We start from the raw sequence: 15,036 nt of genomic DNA, 5'->3' as shown, positions 1-15,036 counted from the left end.
ACAGATATGACAATTGAAATTCTGGTTCCAGACTTACCTGAATCTGTAGCTGATGCGACGGTTGCAACGTGGCACAAAAAACCTGGTGAAGCTGTTGAGCGTGACGAAGTCATTGTTGATATTGAAACAGATAAAGTAGTACTTGAAGTACCGGCTCCTGAAGCGGGTGTCCTTGAGGCTATTATTGAAGAAGAAGGTGCGACAGTTCTTGGTCGTCAAATCATCGGTAAACTAAAACCTGGTGCTGTTGCCGGTGAGCCAACAGCGGATAGCACAGACGGTACGGAAGCGTCGCCTGACAAACGTCACAAGGCTTCACTAACGGAAGAGTCTAACGATGCGCTTAGCCCTGCGGTTCGTCGTCTTCTGGCTGAGCACAATCTTGAAGCTAGCCAAGTGAAAGGCACTGGTGTAGGTGGTCGTATCACTCGTGAAGATGTTGATGCGCATCTGGCAGCTGCGAAATCTGCTCCGGCAGCAGCGGCACAGCCAGAGGTTGAAGTGCCTGCAGCAGCTCGTACGCAAAAACGTGTACCTATGACGCGTCTGCGTAAAACGGTGGCAAATCGTCTGCTTGAAGCGAAGAACAGTACAGCAATGCTGACTACGTTTAACGAAGTCAACATGAAACCAATCATGGATCTTCGTAAGCAGTACAAAGATCAGTTCGAAGAGCGCCACGGTACTCGCCTAGGCTTCATGTCTTTCTATGTGAAAGCAGTAACTGAAGCTCTGAAGCGTTTCCCTGAAGTGAACGCGTCTATCGACGGTGATGATATTGTTTACCACAACTACTTCGATATCAGCATGGCAGTATCAACTCCTCGTGGTCTGGTTACTCCGGTACTAAAAGACTGTGACACGCTAGGTTTTGCTGAAATTGAAAAAGGCATCAAAGAACTGGCAGTGAAAGGTCGTGATGGCAAGCTGACAGTTGACGAGCTAATGGGTGGCAACTTCACTATCACTAACGGTGGTGTGTTTGGTTCTCTTATGTCTACGCCAATCATCAACCCGCCTCAATCTGCTATTCTTGGTATGCACAAAATCCAGGAACGTCCAATGGCAGTAGATGGCAAAGTTGAAATCTTGCCTATGATGTACCTAGCGCTGTCTTACGATCACCGTCTGATTGATGGTCGTGAGTCGGTTGGTTTCCTAGTAACAATTAAAGAGTTGCTAGAAGATCCAGCACGTCTGCTGTTAGACGTTTAATATCGCTAAAACGTCTAGTGACCTCCGGTTGCTAGACGTGTATTAGTTTTCAAGGCTAGACTGGCTCAACTGTCTGGCCTTCACTTGAATCTCGTTTGCCTCGCGTGCACAACGAGATTTATTTGAGAAGACCCTACAGACGTCCGTTTAATAGACGGCGTTATGGAAATAATAAATCCCCTAAGGGATAAACAAACGGAATAACACAATGAATTTGCATGAATACCAAGCCAAACAGCTGTTTGCAGAATTCGGTTTGCCTGTGCCGGAAGGCTACGCATGTGACACACCTCAGGAAGCTTTCGAAGCTGCGGGTCGCATCAGTACTGAAAAGAAAGTTGTAAAGTGTCAGGTTCACGCTGGTGGACGTGGTAAAGCGGGCGGTGTTGAACTGCACGATACAAAAGATGGCGTAAAAGAATTTGCGCAAAAGTGGCTAGGTAAAAACCTAGTGACATACCAAACAGATGCTAACGGTCAGCCAGTTACTAAGATTCTGGTTGAAGAAGCGTCTAACATTGCTAACGAGCTTTACTTGGGTGCGGTTGTAGACCGTGCGACTCGTAAAATCGTATTCATGGCATCCACTGAAGGTGGTGTTGAAATCGAAAAAGTAGCGGAAGAAACGCCAGAGTTGATTCACAAAGCTGCTATCGATCCACTTGTAGGTCCTCAAGCATACCAAGGTCGCGAGCTTGCTTTCAAACTTGGTCTTGAAGGTAACCAAATCAAACAATTCACTAAGATCTTCATGGGTCTTGGTTCTATGTTCTCTAAGCACGACCTAGCGCTTCTGGAAATCAACCCTCTAGTAGTGACTGGCGAAGGCGACCTTTTGTGTCTTGACGGCAAAATCAACATTGATTCTAACGCAATGTACCGTCAGCCTAAGCTTCGTGAAATGCACGATCCATCACAAGAAGATGAGCGTGAAGCACATGCAGCTCAGTGGGAACTGAACTACGTAGCACTAGACGGCAACGTTGGTTGTATGGTTAACGGTGCTGGTCTGGCAATGGGTACGATGGACATCGTAAACTTGCACGGCGGTAAGCCAGCTAACTTCCTGGATGTAGGTGGCGGTGCAACAAAAGAACGTGTGGCAGAAGCATTCAAGATCATCTTGTCTGATGACAACGTGAAAGCGGTATTGGTCAACATCTTCGGTGGTATTGTTCGCTGTGACATGATCGCTGAAGGTATTATCGGTGCGGTTAAAGAGGTAGGTGTAAGCGTACCTGTAGTTGTTCGTCTTGAAGGTACTAACGCTGACCTAGGTCGTGAAGTACTTGCAAATTCTGATGTTGATATCATTGCTGCTGAGTCGTTAACTGACGCTGCTCAGAAAGTTGTTGCTGCTGTGGAGGGCAAATAATGTCTGTACTAATTAATAAAGACACCAAAGTAATCTGCCAAGGTTTCACTGGTGGTCAGGGTACGTTCCACTCTGAGCAAGCAATCGCTTATGGCACGCAAATGGTTGGTGGTGTTTCTCCAGGTAAAGGTGGTCAAACTCACCTTGGTCTTCCAGTATTTAACACTGTGCGTGAAGCTGTCGAAGCAACTGGCGCAACAGCAACGGTTATCTACGTACCAGCACCTTTCTGTAAAGATGCGATTCTGGAAGCTATCGATGCAGGTATCGAGCTAATCGTGACCATCACTGAAGGCATTCCAACAACTGACATGATCGATGTGAAAGTGAAGCTAGAAGAAACTGGCGTTCGCATGATCGGTCCTAACTGCCCGGGTGTTATCACTCCTGACGAATGTAAGATTGGTATCATGCCTGGTCACATTCACAAGAAAGGTAAAGTGGGCATCGTATCACGTTCAGGTACGCTAACTTACGAAGCGGTTAAGCAAACAACCGATGAAGGCTTCGGTCAATCAACGTGTGTTGGTATCGGTGGTGACCCAATCCCAGGTTCTAACTTCATCGATATTCTGAAGTTGTTCCAAGAAGATCCAGAAACAGAAGCGATCGTTATGATTGGTGAAATTGGTGGTACAGCTGAAGAAGAAGCAGCAGCGTTCATCAAAGAAAACGTCACTAAGCCAGTAGTTTCTTACATTGCAGGTGTTACAGCGCCTCCTGGTAAGCGTATGGGTCACGCAGGTGCTATCATCTCAGGTGGTAAAGGCACAGCGGAAGACAAGTTTGCAGCTCTTGAAGCGGCAGGCGTGAAGACGACTAAGTCTCTGGCTGAAATCGGCAAAGCACTTCGCGAAGTGACTGGCTGGTAAGTCAAAGCTGAAAATGAAAAACCGGAGCTGAGCCTCCGGTTTTTTTGTGTCTTATGTTTTTGAGAAGGCCTAGAAGGGCACTTCAAGAGATTTTAAAATCTGGGCGGCGTCGAGGTTATCTAACCCGTCAACATTCACTGTGTTTGTACCGAGAAGCCCATAGCGCTCGATTGAAGTGTGTGTGTATAAACCTATACAGTTTGCGCCTGCCGCATCCGCCAGATGCAACGGACCGGTATCACAGCAAATAAACCCATCCATTTGTTTAAGAACCGCGGCCAGAAGGCGCATATCTTTAGATTGATAGGTTTGTGTTTCTAGATTTAAAGGCGCGGGAATATCGGGGCTTAGGATCTCGACCCAGTTGACCTGTTTACCCGTGACTTCATCAAATTTAGACAAAATATTCTGCCAAGTTGTCTCATCCAACTGCTTTTCACCACGCGCTCCTCGGAAATACGCCAGAGTAATGGTACTTTCTTTCCTCAGCTCAGACGCGATAGCTTCTGCTTGTCTGGTTTCATCTTCTGAAAACGCCATGGTGTGGTCGTATTGCTCTTCCAGCTTGATACCCATGCCTTTAAGTACATCCAGACTTTCTAATGCGGCATGAGGGTGGCGAATCGGAAGAGGAGAGGAGTGCGGCGCTGCAGGCAGTCGGTCTTTCGCGTATTCAGAGACTTTGTTGCGGGCATCCAGCATCGAAGACATCATGCTGTCCGTGACAGATGAATAAGGCACGATGACTAAGTCGTAAGTGTTCTTTCTGAGATCAAAAATGCACTTCAACCAGCTTGCGATTTGTTTAAATGAAAAGCTGGAGTAATCGAATCTGCCTAATCCCATATGCTGAAAGAACTGCCCTTGCCATGGTTCGCGCAAAAGTAAGTCGATTTTGGCGTCGGGATATTGCTTTTTAAGTTCTCGAATAAAAGGCAACATGAAGAACATATTTCCGATTCGCTTATTGTTACGAATCAATAGGATATGTTTCACTTGATCTTTATCCAGAAGCTCAGGTTCTAATGATCGATTATTGCTTAATAGTTTATAAAGCAAGATTTCAGAAGAGCCCATTTTGTCCCGACGATAGCTGTCAAAACGGCGAAGCGCATTTCTTAAAGTCATAAATTCTTTCTAAATGATGGATTAGCTGAAGTCACGCACAGAATTGACGGACTTTAGCAAGCATTTTTGAGCAGATCCAGCGGCAGTTTTGATGACAAAAGTACAATACACAGACCGAATTAATGGTAATCTAGCGCAAAAAATTTCTATGTAACACTTATGTCTGTCATTAAAGATAAGAAAAACCTAGAGCAATTTAAGCGGTTATGGCCCTATATCAGCGTATATAAGCTGGCAATTGGTGCTGCTATTGTTGCACTGGCGATTAACGCATTAAGCGATATCTACATGCTTTCTCTGCTGAAACCCATCCTAGACGAAGGGTTTGGCGACTTAGAGTCTAACTACCTTAAAATTCTGCCGTTTATTATCTTGGGTGTTGCACTTCTGCGTGGCTGTAGTGGCTTTGTTTATGGATACCTTTTAAGTTGGGTGTCCAGCAATATTGTGATGAAGCTGCGCAGACAGCTATTTAATCATCTGATGAAGATGCCCGTTTCCTACTTCAGTAAAGAATCGACGGGAACACTGCTTTCTAAAATCACCTACGACACAGAGCAAGTGGCTGGCGCGACATCCAGCACGCTAATCACGCTTGTGCGGGAGATTGTGACTATTGTTGGTCTGCTTGGGCTGATGTTCTGGACGAGCTGGCAGTTATCTTCTGTGCTTCTCGTTGTCTGCCCTGTCATTGGTATTCTTATAAGCGTGATTTCTAAGCGTCTTAAGAAGGTCAGTAAGAACATTCAAGACGAAATGGGGAACTTGGCGACCAGTTCCGAGCAAATGCTGAAAGGGCACAAAGAAGTACTGAGCTTCGGTGGTCAGAAGAAAGAAGTCAGCCGTTTTGAAGGCGTTTCTAATCAGGTTCGCCAGCAGAACATGAAACTGATTGTGGCTCAGCAAATCTCAAACCCGGTCATACAGACTGTTGCATCCTTTGCATTGGTGGCTGTGCTCTATATCGCGAGTATGGATAACATTCACAATACACTGTCAGCTGGTACCTTCACCGTAGTATTTGCCGCTATGTACAGTTTGTTGCGTCCTTTACGCGGACTCACCAACGTTCTGTCTGAATTCCAGCGCGGTATGGCGGCGTGTGAATCTTTGTTTGATATTCTGGATAAACCAACGGAAAGCAATACTGGAACCGTCACAAAAGTCCACACAGAAGGGCACATTCGATTTGACGGCGTGAGCTTTAGTTATGAGGAAAACACCAGTAAAGCTCTGAATAACGTTTCTATCGACATTCCTACAAACAAAATGACAGCCATAGTAGGGCGTTCTGGCTCAGGTAAAAGTACCCTGGTCCAGCTGCTTCCACGTTTGTATTCAGTGAACGAAGGGGCGGTTTACCTGGATGATGTGAATGTTGAAGAGTTCGAACTTTCCAATCTAAGAACGCACATTAGCTCGGTATCGCAAGATATTCATTTGTTCAGTGATTCTATAGCCAACAATATTGCCTACCCGGCTTTGGAAAATGCCGATCGCGCAGAAATAGAAAAAGCAGCGAGACTGGCGAATGCGCATGAATTTATCGAAAAATTGCCTGATGGATACGATACAGAAATCGGGCAAAATGGCGTCACTCTGTCGGGTGGTCAACGCCAGAGGCTTGCCATTGCACGTGCTTTACTTAAACAGTCTAAAGTACTGATTCTGGACGAAGCGACTTCGGCACTGGATACGGAATCGGAAAAAGCCATCCAAAGCGCACTGGCAAATATTCAGCGCGAGAAAACTCTGGTTGTAATTGCCCATCGCCTTTCGACCATTGAGCATGCCGACAACATCATAGTGATTGAACAAGGTGAAGTTTCTGGTCAGGGAACTCATCAAGAGCTATTACAAAACAATCCTGTCTATTCAAGGCTTTACCAAAGCCTCAAGTCGAAAGAAGAAGAGCAGGCATAGCCTGCTCTTCTCTTATCTGAACAATCTGTGACAATACGTTTAGCCAAACATATTGATTCAACTGTTATTAATTTATAGCATCCCGTAGATCCCATGACCACATCAGAATTTTATATTAATAGGTCACTCTTCTATGGTGTATTTTACTTCAAATTCTCAAGAGATTTCCTCTGAGACTGCTGCCAGGACTGATCGATCTTCCAAAGTCGAAGACTTCTTTAATGGCAAAGCCGATTTAACGGCACTAGCAGCGATTGAAGAAACACTGCAACACGATTATGAATACTTCCTCTGCAAACTGTCTGACGTAGCAGTTTCTGGCCATTCAACGGATTTTGAGGTGCCAGAATCCCCCCTGACTACAGAAGCATTTTGCAATTTCCTGCAGGGCCTGCTCACTTGCAGTGCCCCTGTTTTTTCTCCTGAATTCGTCGGACACATGACCTCTGCTTTGCCTAAGCATGCCATCATGATGTCCAAAATCCTGGCGGCTACAAATCAGAATGTCGTTAAGGTTGAAACGTCTAATCAGTTCACGGCGCTTGAAAAAAGCATCATTAACTATTTCCACAAGCTCTGTTATCAATCGGATTATTCTGAGGGTTCAATCCCATCAGAACTTAGTCTGGGAAACTTTTGCTCTGGCGGCACAGTTGCCAATCTTTCTGCACTGTGGGTTGCACGTAATCGAGCTTTAGGAGCCAATGTTGGAGAGGTAGGCTTACTCAAGGCACTTAAAGATTGCCCTTACGATGATCTGGCTATCGTGGTCTCGGAAAGTGGTCACTATTCACTAAAAAAAGCCGCGGATTTACTGGGTATCGGCAAAGAAAACCTCATTGCGGTGAAAACCGACTCTCACCACAAGATAGACATTGCTGACCTTCGCAAAACATTGTCCAGGCTGCGCGACGACAACATCGGAGTGCTTGCCATTGTCGGCGTTGCGGGAGCCACTGAAACAGGGGTTATTGACCCTCTGAATGAGATGGCGGATTTGGCGCGTGAATACCAGTGTCACTTTCATGTCGATGCCGCGTGGGGCGGAGCGAGCTTGCTGTCCGATCAGCACCGTGAACTGTTTTCTGGGATTGAAAAAGCGGACTCCGTCACTATCGACGCTCACAAGCAGCTTTATGTCCCAATGGGAGCAGGCATGGTGCTGTTCAAAGACCCTCATGCCGTTCAGTCAATTTCGCATCATGCTAACTACATCATCAGAAAAGGCTCTGATGATTTAGGTGCCCACACTATCGAAGGGTCTCGTGGTGCAGTCGCTGCTATGGTGGCGGCAAACCTAGCGTTGTTGGGTAAAAAAGGGATGTCTCAGCTGATTGATAATAGTATTGAGAAAGCCAAAGCACTGGCAACACATATAGCGACCCTAACTGACTTTGAGCTGACCAGTGGCCCTACGCTTTGCATTCTCACCTATCGATACGCCCCTGATTCACTCATGTCGTCTCTGAATTTGCTGGATGCAGAATCCCGTTATTCCGCGTTGGAGATGTTAGACGAGCTCAATAAAGAAATTCAGGAAACCCAGCGTGATACTGGTATTGGATTTGTGTCCCGTACCAAGATTCGAGTTAACAAAGAAGAACAAAAGCGCGTTGTGTTTCGCGTTGTACTGGCGAATCCTCTAACTCAAATGTCCCACCTGACTGCCATTCTCGATGAACAAATCCGCATTGCCAGTCAGAGTGAAGGTTTAACGAAACTCAACCAGTACATCCAGCACTCGTTAAAGCGTTCCGCATAATAAATAGTTGAAGTTTATGAGAGAACAGATCTACCAAACCGTAAAAGCGTCAGCGAACCAGCCTGCGCTATGGGTTGCCAATCAGCATTACAGTTACCAAGAGCTAACGGGACGAGCGAGCCGAATCGGTGAGGCTTGCGTTTCACTCGGAACCGAAAAGGTGGCGATTCTTGCGCACCGCAGTTTCTACGCTTATGCCAGCGTATTAGGGTGCTATCTGGCTGGCTTAGCCTGGGTACCGATGAATAATAAAAAGTCGCCTGCTCAGCTCGCCGAGATCATGCAGGATACCGCAACTCAGGTCTTGGTTTGTGATGCAAACCACCAGAGGTTGTTGAGGCTGATGCTTGAAGAAGCAGAACAAAGCTGGACAATCCTCTTCGATTCGGACATCGATCTTGATGAATGGGAACAAACATTTCCCGCGCACAGCTTTCAGGTTTTAGATGAACCACTAGCCTCAACAGAGGTGCTTCGCCCGGTTCAAGACGATTCGCTGGCTTACATCATGCACACTTCAGGTTCAACGGGGAAACCCAAGCGAATTCCAATCTCGTATCACAACCTTTCGTGTTACTTAGAGAATATTCGTGATGCGTTTCCGCTAGAAGCGTCTGACCGCGTTGCCCAGTTTTCAGATCTTAGTTTTGATCTATCAATACACGACATGTTTTCTGCCTGGATGCACGGTGCCTGCTTGTATTGTGTACCAGAGATCCTGAAAACCAATCCGGTTCAATTTATTCGCCACCACGAAATTACCACTTGGTTATCCGTCCCGTCTGTCATTGATTTGTCCATGCAGCGTGATGCGCTAGAACCGGGTTCAATTCCATCATTAAAACTAAGCATTTTTTGTGGGCAGGCGCTTGCCACTGATTTGGCTCATAAATGGCAGCAAGCCACAAGGCAAAAGGTGGTCAATATATACGGACCTACCGAGTGTACTGTTACGGTCACAGCACATACGTATTCCCCTGAACACGACAGTGACCAGATTTCAGTCCCCGTTGGTAACGCGTTTCGTAAAGATACGTTGGCCATTGCCAATGAAGCGGGAAAGCCCGTGCTTATTGAGTCACTGAAAGGTGAAACCCAGGGAGAGCTTTTCATCCGAGGTGTTCAGCTAGCAGGCAAGTACTGGAATGATGATGAAAATACTCAACGTGCTTACTTTACCGATGATACTGGCACTCTCTGGTACAAAACCGGCGACCTTGTGAAATGGGACACTAACGTACTTCACCACCTCGGGCGTAATGATCATCAGGTCAAAATTGCGGGTCACCGTGTAGAGCTAGGTGAAATTGAAACGGTCGCTAGAAAAATTACGGGGCTGGCATCAGTTGCCGCTGTTCCATGGCCTTTGAGCAAGGCTGGGTACGCCAACGGTGTTGTTGTGTTTTTTCAGTCAGAGAGCTCATTAAATCACCCGGAGATTATTCGAGCGTTTGCCCAGCAGTTACCGCGGGCAGTTTCACCTAAGCAAATCTTTACGTTAGAAAAACTGCCAAGAAACATCAACGGCAAAACAGATGTGAATGCCCTATACCAAAAACTACAGGAGCTAGCCTCGTGAGAGTAGAAAACTTTATCAACACTTATATTTCCAATTTAGTCGCGCCGGGTACACAAGTTGTCGAAAACGACGCATTTTTTGATTACGTTGACTCGTTTTCATTCATTGATCTGATTACTAACGTGGAAAGTGAGTTTGGTTTTGCCGTTGACTTGATGACCGTGGACTTTGATCTGAATGCCACCATTCGTCAGGTACTGGACTGGTTCAACCTGCATGACCGATAACTATAAACTCGAAAAAATTGCTAAACGCACCCGCACTTTTATCCGGACTCCTTTTCTTTTTAAGAAGTGTTTAGCCAGCATGATTGCCCCCATTCTGCATTCCACTCGATATAAGATTGCGAATCAGGGGTTGATGCGAGTTTTTCCTGACAGCCAGCCAGAATGGCGGAAAAAGGTTTCCAGAGCCGCGGCAAAACAGACGCTCGATAACCTTATGGGGATTTGCCACTTAAATGCGCTAAATTTCCAGTCTGATGATGGCTTACAACAAATCATTGAGCACGCAAAACAAGGAAAGGGTGGGGTGGTCCTATGTCCACACACCGGTATCTATGATGCCGTGACATGGTATTTAAACCAGCAGGGCGTGCCTACTCAGACGATTTTTGGTGCGGGTAAAGATGGCAAACGCGAAACGGAAAATACCATCATTGAAGTTGTGGCAGATGAGCTGGACATTCCTTTTGTGGAGCGCGGCAACAACAGCATTCTCGGGCTAGTGCAGTCGATTTCAAAGGGAAACTGGATAATCTTCCATATGGATCTGAGGTCAGAAGGTGTTGCGACCGAGTTCTTTGGTTTCGAAACCCAGATTCCTGCGACCCCCTTCTTTATTGCTCAGAAGCTAGGCTGTCCTGCTTATCTTCACCACACCTTATCTTCTAAAGGCACTCAGACCCTCAGTTTTGCCGAATTAAAGCCAAGAGACGATTTAGTTGGCAAAGCAAGAATGGAAGCCGAGGCGAACATGGCAATGGAATACATGGAAGCGGTGATTCGGGAAAATCCGGAACAATGGATTTGGCATTACAATCGTTGGAAGTGATTCAACGATATACTCAAGCAGCTTGAAGCTGCGAAGTTATAAAAAAGGGAAGCGCTCGCTTCCCTTTGTTGTTTGTTCTTTTAGTGGGTGACTCGTTTAAACTGAGACAGGATAAAAATCATCGCGGCGCTGATCACTACAGAAGGACCTGCGGGTGTGTCCAGATTCCACGAGAAGGTTAGTCCGCTCAACACGGCAATAACACCAAACACCGACGAGAGAACTGCCATTTGCTCTGGTGTACTGGAAAAACGGCGCGCTGCCGCTGCTGGGATTATCATTAATGATGTAATAAGCAGAGCACCTACGAACTTCATGCCAACGGCGATTACTACGCCCACCAGCAACATCAGTATCAGCCTCATAAAATCTGTATTGATGCCTTCGATATTCGCCAATTCTTCATTGACGCTGCTGGACAGCAATGGCTGCCAGAAGTACACCAGTACTGCAATAATGAAAATGCCACCAGCAAAAATAAACGTCAGATCTTCCGGTGACACGGCGAGCAAGTCCCCGAAGAGGTAACCCATTAAATCAACACGTACGTTGTCGAAAAAGCTTATCGCTACTAAACCGAGCGAAAGCGAGCTGTGTGCCAATATGCCCAAGAGCGTATCGGTAGCGACGACTTTTTGCTTCTGGAGCGTCACCAAAATCATCGCCAGCGCGACGCAGCAAACCACCAGTGCCAGATAGATGTTGATGTCGAGAAGAAAGCCAAGTGACAAACCCAGCAAAGAAGCATGAGCGAGAGTATCGCCGAAGTAAGCCATTCTTCGCCAGACCACGAATGAACCTAAAGGACCAGCGATAAGGGCGATGGCAATACCAGCAATAATAGAAGGTAATAGAAACTCAATCATGTTTGTGACCGTGTTGAGAATGTTGACAAGTTTCAGCGTTTCCAGAAACCGCGTCTCCAGAAAGATCGTGATGATGAAGGTGATCGTGCTGATAAAACGCTAGAGATTCGCGATTGCGATGTCCAAAGAGCGCGATATAAGAAGGGTGTTCACTGACCGCGGCAGGTGTACCTGAACAACAGACGTGATGATGAATGCACACCACGTGATCGGTTTTGGCCATAACCAGATGCAGATCGTGGGACACCATCAGCACTGCACAGTTAAAACGATGTCTCAGATGGTCGATAAGATTGTACAGGTCTATTTGTCCCTGAACATCGACACCTTGTGCGGGTTCATCCAGAACCAACAGTTCAGGACGGTGAAGCAGGGCACGTGCCAGCAATACGCGCTGGGTTTCGCCACCAGACAGGCGGTGCATGTTATTTTTGAGAAGGTGAGAAGCACCCACTAATTTCAGTGCCTCTAAACGCTCTTGTTTGCTGTATTTCCCTGCAAGCTTAAGAAAGCGCTCAACGCTCAGTGGCAGAGTATCGTTGAGCCTCAGCTTTTGAGGGACATAGCCAATTTTTGGCTTACCAACAAAAGAGAGTTCACCATCAAATCGTTTATTGAGTCCAAGCAGAACCTTAACCAAGGTCGACTTTCCTGCCCCGTTTGGACCGATCAGCGTAGTAATCTGGCCTTTGTGTAATTCGAGGGAGATATTATCGAGAACTGGTTTGTCACCAAATTGCACCCGAATGGAATTGAGGGAGGCGAGAAGAGTCATCATTAACCGCTATTGCAATGTTATTATGTTATAATGTAACATTTGTCCCAATACCATCCAAGTTAAGATTACTAGAGGACGAAATGTCACGTTTTGGTCGTTTGTTTTTGCTGCTCAGCCTTTTTCCTGTCTTTGCCAATGCAGCAAACGTTTTAAGCTCAATTAAGCCTATTCAATTAATCACAAATGAAATCACGGAGGGAGTATCCACGTCAGAGGTACTGCTGTCCACTAATACTTCACCTCACGACTACGCACTTAAACCATCCGATGTAAAAAAAATCAGAAAAGCGGATCTGGTTGTCTGGGTTGGACCAGAATTAGAAACGTTTCTAACAGGTGTGATGGAAAGCCACTCAGGCGCTTTTGCATTGCATGATCAGCCGGAAATGATTTTGCGTGAATACGGCGGCTGTGGCTGTGAAAAAGACAAACATGACGATCATCACGAAGGTCACGCCCACGATAAGCACGATCATGACAAACACGATCATGAGAAACATGATCACCATGACCACGATGATCACCACGGACATGGCAGCCACGATGGTCACAATCATGGCACACACGACATGCACATCTGGTTGGGACCTGAGCAAGCATTACAAGCTGCAACAGCTATTGCTAACAAGCTTTCAGCCATTGATGCAAAAAATGCACAGCGCTATCAAGATAACCTTAAGAAGTTTGAAAGCAACTTAAGTGCAACAATTGCTGAGCTAGAGAAGAAATTATCGCCTGTTCGCCAAAACGGATACTTTGTTTTCCATGATGCGTACGGATATTACGAAAGTTACTTTAAATTAAATAACTTAGGTCACTTTACTGTTAGCCCTGAGCGCAAGCCGGGCGCAAAAACCTTAAACAAAATACGTAAAAAGCTTGAATCTAAAGATGCACATTGCGTATTCTCTGAGCCACAATTTACTCCAGCTGTTATTAACTCGGTCACACGTGGAACGGACGTAAACAAAGGTGAACTCGATCCACTTGCGGTTAGCATTAAAGTACAGCCTGGAGCTTATTTCGACTTCTTGAAGTCGTTAGGTACTCAATTTTCTAGCTGTCTATCTGAATGAAAAATATCCAAGTCGCTGCCAAACAATGGCAGCGATTACCTAAAAAGCACAAAATTACTATTATGAGTCTGGCGGTACTGACAGTTGCAGTATCGCTATGGCGTCCCACCCCTCCAATTGTTGTTTCCTCAGATGTTTCTCCAGAGCGCATAGAGATCGATCTGGAAGTCGAACAAACCGAATCATTAGCCGATCAGAACAGTGAGCCTTTAGGGGCTCAGATAGATTCTTTTGCACCAGAGTTTTCAGCGCCTAAAGATGAGCTGGAAGAAGCTCTTAGCCAGGACAGCGAACCTACCCATTCGCATGTCGTTGCGAAAGGGGAGCTTCTCAGCACCGTGTTTGAGCAGTATGGTCTTCGCCTGAATGACATGTATTCCCTGATAAATACTGATAAAGCCGCTGAGCGCCTTCGCCCGGGAATGACGCTTAACTGGACTCTTAACGACGAAGGGCGTTTAAAAGAGCTTCGCATTGAGCGCAATGCCAAACAATACGATCTTTACACCCTGACTGACTCTGGTTACGAATATCAAAGATTAGAAAATACGGGTGAACTCAAACCTATTCTGATCAACGGACAAATTTCAGGAAGTTTTTACCAGTCCGCCATCAATGCGGGTTTAACCCCTGGTCAGATTGCCACCATCGTAAAATCCATGCAGTGGAAGTTTGATTTTGGTCGACGAGCCAGAAAGGGCGATAAGTTTGCTGTTCAATTGGAGCAAGAATTTATCGATGGAAAAGCGGTAGGTCGTGGTGAAGTGAAAGCCATGTTGTATGTGAATGGCGGCAAAGAGTATTCAGCGGTTAAGTTTGAAGATAACCGATTCTATGATGCTTCAGGTCAGAGCCTTGAACAGGCATTCAACCGTCTTCCAACCAACAAACGATACCGTGTTAGTTCGCGATTCAACCCTCACAGAAAACACCCGGTAACTGGAAGAGTATCTCCACACAACGGAACCGACTTTGCTACACCCATTGGAACACCTATCTATGCAACGGGCGACGGTAAAGTGGTGAAAGCCAGAAGTCATCCTCTGGCTGGTAAATATATCGTGATCAAACATGGTCGCGAATACATGACCCGATACCTGCATTTACACCGAATTCTGGTGAAAGTAGGGGACAATATATCTCGTGGTCAGAAAATTGCGCTCAGTGGAAATACAGGTCGTTCGACAGGTCCACACTTGCATTACGAGTTCATTAAAAACTCCCGCCCCGTAGACCCGATGAAGGTTCAGCTCCCGAAAGCATCGGATGTTCCAAGTGCTAAGTTGCCGGAATTTAAAGAAAATGCCGACGGTGTTATGCAGATTTTACGTGATCAAATCTAGATAAATGAAAGGTGCAGCTCGCTGCGCCTTTTTTATTCATCATAATTCGTATAACTTATCTAGCTA

13 protein-coding genes are annotated in these 15,036 nt (G+C 46.0%); 10 read left to right on the top strand and 3 right to left on the bottom strand.

Annotated elements, in window-relative coordinates; translation table 11 throughout:
- Positions 1-6: 6 nt before the first annotated feature.
- From odhB to sucD, 3 genes are all read left to right on the top strand, one after another.
- Complete coding sequence (gene odhB, locus INR79_RS13365) at positions 7-1,215, top strand: 2-oxoglutarate dehydrogenase complex dihydrolipoyllysine-residue succinyltransferase (RefSeq protein ID WP_223094654.1); 1,209 nt, start codon at positions 7-9, stop codon at positions 1,213-1,215.
- Between the two features lie 208 nt (positions 1,216-1,423).
- Positions 1,424-2,590: an ADP-forming succinate--CoA ligase subunit beta gene (gene sucC, locus INR79_RS13360; protein WP_004400577.1), complete on the top strand. Its 1,167-nt coding sequence runs from the start codon at positions 1,424-1,426 to the stop codon at positions 2,588-2,590.
- Positions 2,590-3,462, top strand: coding sequence for a succinate--CoA ligase subunit alpha (gene sucD, locus INR79_RS13355; RefSeq protein WP_004400579.1), 873 nt, complete (start codon positions 2,590-2,592; stop codon positions 3,460-3,462). The genes sucC and sucD overlap by 1 nt, the downstream gene beginning before the upstream one ends.
- Positions 3,463-3,531: 69 nt before the next feature.
- On the opposite strand, the gene INR79_RS13350 is transcribed toward sucD, so the two are convergent.
- Positions 3,532-4,590, bottom strand: a complete 1,059-nt coding sequence (locus INR79_RS13350) for a glycosyltransferase family 9 protein (protein ID WP_223094652.1) — start codon at positions 4,588-4,590, stop codon at positions 3,532-3,534.
- 159 nt (positions 4,591-4,749) lie between these two features.
- Here INR79_RS13350 and msbA point away from each other — a divergent pair, with 159 nt between their 5' ends.
- The 5 genes from msbA to INR79_RS13325 all read left to right on the top strand — a co-directional run bounded on the left by msbA (position 4,750) and on the right by INR79_RS13325 (position 10,907).
- Positions 4,750-6,513 (top strand): lipid A export permease/ATP-binding protein MsbA, encoded by a 1,764-nt coding sequence (gene msbA / locus INR79_RS13345; protein WP_223094650.1) that lies wholly within the window; start codon positions 4,750-4,752, stop codon positions 6,511-6,513.
- Between the two features lie 133 nt (positions 6,514-6,646).
- Complete coding sequence (gene panP, locus INR79_RS13340; RefSeq protein ID WP_223094648.1) at positions 6,647-8,275, top strand: pyridoxal-dependent aspartate 1-decarboxylase PanP; 1,629 nt, start codon at positions 6,647-6,649, stop codon at positions 8,273-8,275.
- 16 nt (positions 8,276-8,291) lie between these two features.
- Positions 8,292-9,854 carry an AMP-binding protein gene (locus INR79_RS13335; protein WP_223094646.1) on the top strand — a complete coding sequence of 521 codons (1,563 nt, stop codon included), beginning with the start codon at positions 8,292-8,294 and terminating at the stop codon, positions 9,852-9,854.
- Positions 9,851-10,081: a phosphopantetheine-binding protein gene (locus tag INR79_RS13330; protein WP_004400586.1), complete on the top strand. Its 231-nt coding sequence runs from the start codon at positions 9,851-9,853 to the stop codon at positions 10,079-10,081. Before INR79_RS13335 ends, INR79_RS13330 begins: the two co-directional genes overlap by 4 nt.
- Complete coding sequence (locus INR79_RS13325) at positions 10,071-10,907, top strand: lysophospholipid acyltransferase family protein (RefSeq protein WP_223094644.1); 837 nt, start codon at positions 10,071-10,073, stop codon at positions 10,905-10,907. Before INR79_RS13330 ends, INR79_RS13325 begins: the two co-directional genes overlap by 11 nt.
- An 80-nt stretch (positions 10,908-10,987) precedes the next feature.
- Here INR79_RS13325 and znuB read toward each other — a convergent pair whose 3' ends face one another.
- Positions 10,988-11,773, bottom strand: a complete 786-nt coding sequence (gene znuB, locus INR79_RS13320; RefSeq protein WP_223094642.1) for a zinc ABC transporter permease subunit ZnuB — start codon at positions 11,771-11,773, stop codon at positions 10,988-10,990.
- A complete protein-coding gene (gene znuC, locus INR79_RS13315; protein ID WP_022551319.1) occupies positions 11,766-12,548 on the bottom strand; it encodes a zinc ABC transporter ATP-binding protein ZnuC in 783 nt (260 codons plus the stop codon). Before znuC ends, znuB begins: the two co-directional genes overlap by 8 nt.
- Before the next feature lie 83 nt (positions 12,549-12,631).
- Here znuC and znuA point away from each other — a divergent pair, with 83 nt between their 5' ends.
- Both znuA and mepM read left to right on the top strand, forming a co-directional pair.
- Positions 12,632-13,627, top strand: coding sequence for a zinc ABC transporter substrate-binding protein ZnuA (gene znuA / locus INR79_RS13310; RefSeq protein ID WP_223094640.1), 996 nt, complete (start codon positions 12,632-12,634; stop codon positions 13,625-13,627).
- Positions 13,624-14,970, top strand: a complete 1,347-nt coding sequence (mepM, locus tag INR79_RS13305; protein WP_022597594.1) for a murein DD-endopeptidase MepM — start codon at positions 13,624-13,626, stop codon at positions 14,968-14,970. Before znuA ends, mepM begins: the two co-directional genes overlap by 4 nt.
- The last annotated feature ends 66 nt before the right edge of the window (positions 14,971-15,036 follow it).

Source organism: Vibrio sp. SCSIO 43132 (assembly GCF_019904195.1).
In the GTDB taxonomy this organism is placed as follows: Bacteria; Pseudomonadota; Gammaproteobacteria; order Enterobacterales; family Vibrionaceae; genus Vibrio; species Vibrio nigripulchritudo.
The sequence above is the reverse complement of the archived record's forward strand: the minus strand, read 5'-3'. Positions and strand labels throughout refer to the sequence as shown.